Origin of the sequence: Streptomyces sp. UNOC14_S4, assembly GCF_020740835.1 — a bacterium.
Lineage (GTDB): Bacteria > Actinomycetota > Actinomycetes > Streptomycetales > Streptomycetaceae > Streptomyces.
Map to the genome: position 1 here is coordinate 1 of NZ_JAINFC010000435.1, position 6,454 is coordinate 6,454.

The following is a 6,454-nucleotide window of genomic DNA, read 5'->3' on the forward strand; positions in this document are numbered from 1 at the left end:
CACCAGGTGACGGCCGGTGAAGTCGAGTGCGTCGGAAGGGAGTTCGTGGACCGGCTGCCAGGCCGGCGCGGGTCTTATGGGCCGTACGGGGGCCGGTTCGGCGCCGAGCGCGGGGTCGCGGGTGAGGACGGCGCGGTGGACGCGGCGGAGCCCGGCGCCCGGTTCGAGCCCCAGCTCGTCGCGGAGGGCGGTGCGGGCGAGGGCGTACGACTCCAGGGCGTCGCCCGGGCGCTGGCAGCGGTACTGCGCGACCATCAGCTTGGCCCACAGCGACTCCCGCAGCGGATGCTGTGTCACCTGGGCCTGCAACAGGCCCACCATGTCGTGGTGTTCACCGAGGGCGAGCCGGGCGTCGGCGTAGTCCTCGAACGCGGTGAGCCGCTCCTCCTCGAGGCGGGCGGCCTCGATGTGCAGGACGTCGTGCCGGTCCAGGCCGTCGAAGGCGGCGCCGCGCCACAGCTCGAGCGCCTCCCGGAGGTGACCGGCCGCCGCGCGGTGCTCCCCGTCGGCGAGCTCGGCCCGCCCCCGCGCGAAGAGCTCTTCAAAGCGGAGCAGGTCCACCTCGTCCGGCGCGGCCCGCAGTTGGTAGCCCCCGTGCCCCTGACTCAGGCGTTCCCCGCCCGCGTCGGGGTCGAGCGCCCTGCGCAACGCGGCCGCGTAGCTGCGGATGTTGGCCTGGGCCGAGGCGGGCGGCGACTCGCCCCAGATCGCGTCGCAGAGCCGGTCCGCGCTCACCGCGGTATTGGCGTTGACCAGCAGCATCGCCAGCAGCGTCCGCTGCTTCGGCCCGCCGAGCGGCAGGGCCTGTCCCTCGGCGACGACCTCCAGCGGCCCCAACACCCTGAATTCGACGCGCGGAAGCTCCACCCGCATGACCGCCCTTCTCCTGACCGCGCGGCAGACGAGAAGCGCCCCGCGGTGCCCGATTCGAACAACGATGCGCTCGACTCTACGACGGATGCGGTAGGAGCGGTTCCACCTCTGCGGGCGACGCACTCGCCCGCGGGCACACCCGGGTCAGGCGTCGCCGCGCAGCTCCGGGGGCAGCGGGGCGGGGCTCAGGTGCGGCAGGACACTGAGCGCGATGTCGACGAGCGCGGCCTGCTGCTCGCGCGTGAGGTGGTCCAGGAAGTGGCGCCGGACGCTGTCGACGTGCGCGGGCGCGGCGGCGCGCAGGACCTCGGCGCCCTGGTCGGTGAGCACGGCGTGGCCGCGGCGCGGGTCGTCCGCGTCGTCGACGCGCTCCACCAGGCCGCGTTCCTGCATGCGCCGGATCTGGTGGGAGACGCGGCTCTTGGACCACTGGGCCTCGGCGCACAGCTCGCTCAGGCCCATGCGGCGGTCCTTCGCCTCGGAGAGCAGCACGAGCACGGTGTAGTCGGCGCTCGACAGGCCGGCCTTGCGGAGGTCCTGGCCGAGGCGTGCCTCCAGCATCTCGCTCATGGCGATGTAGCCGCGCCACGCCCGCGTCTCGTCCCGGTCCAGCCACTTGGTTTCACTCACGGCAGCACCTTAGTCAAACGTGCGTTCCGCCCTCCGAGGCGGTACGGAGGCCGGACCGGGACCCGTGACGGCGTCAGCACACGGTGGTGAAGGTGCCCCGGAGGTCCAGGCGCTCCTTGGTGCCGTTGTTGTCGAACTCGATCACGGCCGTGACGGTGCGGTCGCGCCAGTTCTGCACCTGCTCGACGGTGGTGCCGTCGGCCTCGGTCCACGTCAGCCGGTAGACCCCGGGGGCCTCCTCGCGGTGGTCGACCGTGACGGTGCCCTCGGCGGGGTCCTGGCCCGCGAGGACCTTCCAGTGGGCGGTCCGGGAGCCCTCGAAGTCGAGCTCGAACCGGAAGCCGTTGTCGTACGAGACCTCCAGGGTGCGGTCGGCGAAGCGCGGCTCGGCCGTCCGGCCCTCGGCGGCCTTGCCGGTGATCCAGTGCGGCGCGGCCTGGGCCGCCACCGGGCTCAGCCCGAGCACGGCGGCGGACAGCAGCGCACCGGCACCGATACGCACGGCCAGCTTGCGATTCTTTCGGGATATACGGCTCATGCGGGACATGGGGGGATCCTCCCGTGGTTGATGTGTCAACTGTGACCTTATGGGGCGCCTGGTTGACGCGTCAACTCAAGGGGTGTGATGCCCGGCGCGATGCCCACAGGAACACCGTTCATCCGATCAGGTCATCGGCTCCGGCACACCGTTTCCGCCCCCGCCCGGCGGGAAGCGCTTGCCCTTGACGACCGCGACAAAGACGGCCACGACAAAGACGGCCACGACAAAGACGGCCACGGCGAAGACGGCCGCGACGAAAGGGACACCGCTCATGGCGCTTCCAGAACAGCTCAAGCCGGGGGACGTCGTCCTCACCCGCGGGACCGAGGCGATCTCCCGGGCGATCTGTCTCATGGACGGCTCGGAGGTCAGCCACGCCGCGCTCGCCGTCGACGGCGACACCCTGGCGGAGGCCGTCGGCGAAGGACTCCGCACCATCCCCTACGCCCGGGCCCTGGAAGGCCACGACCTGCTGGTCGGCCGGAGCCTGGCCGCACCGGCGGACATGGCCCCCGTGCTCGACGTGGCACGCCGCTACCTGAGCGGGAAGATCTCCTACGCGCACCAGCAGGTCGTGCTGCTGGCCGTGCTGTGCGTCACCCGCCGCGTCCCGCTGCCGCTGGGCGGGCGGCGGCTGGTGCGTACCGTCCTGGACCAGGCGGCCGCCGCGGTCAACGCGCTGGCCGAGTGCGGGCGGCAGCCCATGATCTGCTCGGAGTTCGTCTACCGCTGCTACCACGAGGCCCGGCCGAGCGCCCCGTACGCGCTGCGCGTGGACGACGGGAGCGACGCCGACGGGCAGTCCACGCTCCTCGGATGGGCGCAGGCCCACCCTGCCCTGTCGCACCTGCCGCTTCCGGGCAAGGCACCCGCGCTCCTGGACCCCGCGGCACTCGAGGCCGTACTGGCGCCCCTCGTCTCGGCCTACGCCTCGGCGACCGGCAAGCTCGACAGCCTGCCGTTCGGCAAGCACGTGCCCGCTCCGGCAGGGCTGACGGACCCGGGCGACGAGGAAATGCTGGCCTCGATGACCGCCTTCGGCGCCGCCCTGCACCGCGCGGACAGCCCGGACGACGAGCCCGTCACCCCGGAGCAGGCCCTGGAGAAGATCCGGGCCAAGGCGGCCGAGCCGAACTTCGTCACACCCGGCGATCTGCTGCACAGCGCGTCCCTCGTGGAACGGCTCCGCACGCCGGACAGCAAGAAGCCCGCGTCCCCTCTCGCAGGGCTGCTCCGCGGCCGCTGAACGGGGGGCCGCCCGCCGGAATGAGTGCGGGAATGCGTGTGGGGGCGGCCGATGGCCGCCCCCACACTCGATGACAGGTGAGCGTCAGCGAGCGTCCCGCTACGCGTCCTTCTGCTGGTTCTTCTCCTTGATCCGCACCGCTTCCTTGCGGACCTCCGCCTGGGTGGCGCGCTCCTTCTGGAGCCACTCGGGGAGCTCGTCCTTCAGCGCCTCGATCTGGTCCGTGGTGAGCGCCTCGGTGATCCCGCCGCGGGCGAGGCCGGAGATGGAGACGCCGAGCTTCGCCGCGACCACCGGGCGCGGGTGCGGGCCGTTGCGCCGCAGCTCCTGCAGCCACTCCGGCGGGTCGGCCTGGAGCGCGTTCAGTTCGTCGCGCGAGACGACGCCCTCCCGGAACTCCGCGGGGGTGGCCTCGAGGTACACACCCAGCTTCTTGGCCGCCGTGGCGGGCTTCATGGTCTGGGTGCTCTGGTGCGACTTCATGACCCCAGGATATCGAGCGTGTGCGCTACCTCTGACCACGCCCGGTAACCTGGCCGGGTGACAGGCTCGGCAGCTTCCCCCTCGTCTTCCCCCTCGTTCCGGCTCGCGTACGTCCCGGGCGCCACCCCCGCCAAATGGGTACGGATCTGGCGCGAACGGTTCCCCGAGACCCCCTTGGACCTCATGGCGGTGTCCGCCGCCGAGGTGCCCGGCGTGCTGCGCGGCGGTGCCGCGGACGCGGGTCTCGTACGGCTGCCGGTCGATCGGACGTATTTCAGCGCCATCCCCCTCTACACCGAGACGACCGTGGTCGTGATCCCCAAGGACCACCTCTTCGCCGCGGCCGACGAGGTGTCCGTCGCGGACCTGGCCGACGAGGTCGTCTTCCACCCCCTGGACGACGTCTTCGAGTGGGAGCGGCCGCCGGGGAAGCCCGGGTTCGAGCGCCCCGCCACGACGGCGGACGCGATCGAGCTGGTGGCGGCGAACGTGGGCCTGCTCGTCGTCCCGCAGTCGCTCGCCCGGCTGCACCACCGCAAGGACCTCACCTACCGGCCGCTCACCGACGCCCCCCAGTCGAGCGTCGCGCTGTCCTGGCCCGAGGAGGCCACCACCGACCTGGTGGACGACTTCATCGGCATCGTCCGCGGCCGCAGCGTCAACAGCACGCGCGGCCTCCGGGCCGCCGCGGAGCAGGAACAGAAGCAACAGAAGCAGAAGAAGACCAAGCGCCCGGAGCCGGGCCGCAAGCCCGCGCCCGGCAAGAGCACCGGCAAGGGCGCGAAGGGCGGTTCGAAGGGCGGCGCGAAGCGCAGCGGCGGCAAACCGCGCCGTCGACCGTAGGGGGCGCCCCGCAAGGGGCGCGGGGCGTATGCATTGTGCGGCTCCGCCGCGTGAGCGTGCCCAGCCACAACGGACCCGCAGCCGCACGCGCAGCGCAAGCCGCACCCCAATAGGCGCCCCCGACAAACCGGCCGCACCCAAACCCCAAAACAAACTGAGGCACACCAGCCGGGCGACAGACTCGTTGAGCATGGCGTGACCGACGCAGCCGGTGCCGCCGACGACGCCCTGACCCTGCTGTCGCGCACCCCGGAGCGGGTCGCCTTCCAGGACGAGCACGAGGCCCTGACCTACGGTGAGGCCCACGCGCTGGGCTGGCGGCTCGCCCGTGCGCTGGCGCGCCTGGGGGTCCGGCCCGGGCATGTGATCGCGCTCGCGGTGCCGCTCCGGGCACGCGCGTTCCCGCTCTGCTACGCCGTCAACGCGCTCGGGGCGGGGCACCTGCTGCTGCCGGTGTGGCTGCCCGCCCCCGCCGGGCAGTTGGCCACGGTCCTCGCGACGCGGCCCGACGCGGTGGTCGTCGACCCGGACGCGGCACCTCCCGGCAGCCGGGCCGCCGAGCTGTGCGAGCGGCTGAGCAGACAGGGCGGAGCGACGCTGCTGTCGCTCGGGCCGCACCCCGGCGCACCGGACCTGCTGGCCGCGGCGGGCAGGGAACCGGCGGCCCCGTTCCCCCGCGCCGCGCGGCCGGCCGATCCCCGCGCCCTGTGGCTCACCGGGGGGACGACCGGCACCCTGAAATGGGCAACGTTCCCCTTCGGCACCCGGCGCCCGCCGCTGTTCCGCCCGTACCCGGAGCCGGGCGCCCCGGTCCGCCCGCTCGTGGCGTACCGGCTGGGGCCGGTCCCGCACGGACTCGCGGCCTGCGCACTCGCGGCGAGCGGCACGGTGGTCACGCGGGGTGCCGTCGATCCGGCGGCGCTCCTCGCCACGCTGGAGGCGGAGCGGATCACCGAGGTGAGCCTGTTCCCGCGCGGTTGGCGGCGCGTCCTGGCCGCCGCCTCGCGTACCCGCTCGTACGACATGCCGTACCTGCGCAGGATCTCCTTCCTGGGGGACTGCGCCTCCCCCGCGCTGCTGAGGGCGGCGATCCGGCGGTTCGGGCCCGTCGTCCATGTGCGCTACGGGCAGAACGAGGCAGGTCTGCTCGCCGAATTGAGGCCCGAGGACTACGCCTCCCGCCCGGACCGGCTGCGGACGTGCGGGCGCCCCGCACCCGGCATCGCGCTCACCGTCCTGGACCATGACGGGCGGGAGGCCGGGGCGGGCGGCCGGGGCGAGATCTGGGTGCGCGGCCCGGGCGTCATGAGCGGCTACTGGCGGCGGCCCGACCTCACCGCGCGCGTCATGCGCGCCGGCTGGCTGCGGACGGGCGACGCGGGCGGGCTCGACGACGACGGCTTCCTCACCGTGCTGGGGCGGCTGACCGACACGTTCCGGTCCGACGGGCGGCTGATGGGTCCCGCGGACGTCGAGGCGCGGCTCGACGACCACCCGGCCGTCGCGGAATCGGCGCTGTTCACCCTCCGCAAGGGCCGGACGGCGGACGCCGTCCCGCACGTGGCGGTGGTCGCCGACCCGCGGACCGTCACGGGCCGGGAGCTGAGCCACTGGCTGCACGAGGGGACGGGCATCACCTGCCCGGCGGCACACGTCCACTTCGTACCGGAGATCCCCGTGGCCGCTTCCGGCAAGACGGACCGCCGGGCACTGGCAGCGAAACACGGCCTACGGGGCGCCCCATAAGGGGCGCGGGGAACTGCGCGCCCAGCCCCCACCGGCCCGCAGCCGCGCGTGGAGCGCAAGACGCACCCCAGTAGGCGCACCCACCCTCAATC

Annotated in this window: 8 protein-coding genes; 3 read left to right on the plus strand and 5 right to left on the minus strand. The window is 73.5% G+C overall.

The features are described 5' to 3' along the window. The 4 genes from K6I34_RS28760 to K6I34_RS28775 form a co-directional block, all read right to left on the minus strand. A partial coding sequence (locus K6I34_RS28760) for an AfsR/SARP family transcriptional regulator (RefSeq protein WP_229330258.1) occupies positions 1-873 on the minus strand: 873 nt, incomplete at its 3' end. 144 nt (positions 874-1,017) lie between these two features. Next, a complete protein-coding gene (locus K6I34_RS28765; protein ID WP_229330259.1) occupies positions 1,018-1,503 on the minus strand; it encodes a MarR family winged helix-turn-helix transcriptional regulator in 486 nt (161 codons plus the stop codon). 73 nt (positions 1,504-1,576) lie between these two features. Next, positions 1,577-2,041 (minus strand): MoaF N-terminal domain-containing protein, encoded by a 465-nt coding sequence (locus K6I34_RS28770; RefSeq protein ID WP_229330261.1) that lies wholly within the window; start codon positions 2,039-2,041, stop codon positions 1,577-1,579. A gap of 126 nt (positions 2,042-2,167) precedes the next feature. After that, on the minus strand, positions 2,168-2,317 hold the full coding sequence (locus K6I34_RS28775; protein WP_229330263.1) for a hypothetical protein: 150 nt from the start codon (positions 2,315-2,317) through the stop codon (positions 2,168-2,170). Between K6I34_RS28775 and K6I34_RS28780 the strand changes: the two genes are divergently transcribed. Then, a complete protein-coding gene (locus K6I34_RS28780; RefSeq protein ID WP_229330265.1) occupies positions 2,316-3,290 on the plus strand; it encodes a hypothetical protein in 975 nt (324 codons plus the stop codon). The two genes, K6I34_RS28775 and K6I34_RS28780, sit on opposite strands and share 2 nt — an antisense overlap. 99 nt (positions 3,291-3,389) lie before the next feature. Here K6I34_RS28780 and K6I34_RS28785 read toward each other — a convergent pair whose 3' ends face one another. Beyond that, positions 3,390-3,773: a DUF5997 family protein gene (locus tag K6I34_RS28785; RefSeq protein WP_229330267.1), complete on the minus strand. Its 384-nt coding sequence runs from the start codon at positions 3,771-3,773 to the stop codon at positions 3,390-3,392. Positions 3,774-3,830: 57 nt separating this feature from the next. On the opposite strand from K6I34_RS28785, the gene K6I34_RS28790 reads away from it, so the two are divergent. Then, on the plus strand, positions 3,831-4,616 hold the full coding sequence (locus K6I34_RS28790) for a LysR family transcriptional regulator substrate-binding protein (RefSeq protein WP_229330269.1): 786 nt from the start codon (positions 3,831-3,833) through the stop codon (positions 4,614-4,616). A 195-nt stretch (positions 4,617-4,811) separates the two neighbouring features. Then, on the plus strand, positions 4,812-6,362 hold the full coding sequence (locus K6I34_RS28795; RefSeq protein ID WP_229330271.1) for a class I adenylate-forming enzyme family protein: 1,551 nt from the start codon (positions 4,812-4,814) through the stop codon (positions 6,360-6,362). Positions 6,363-6,454 lie beyond the last annotated feature (92 nt).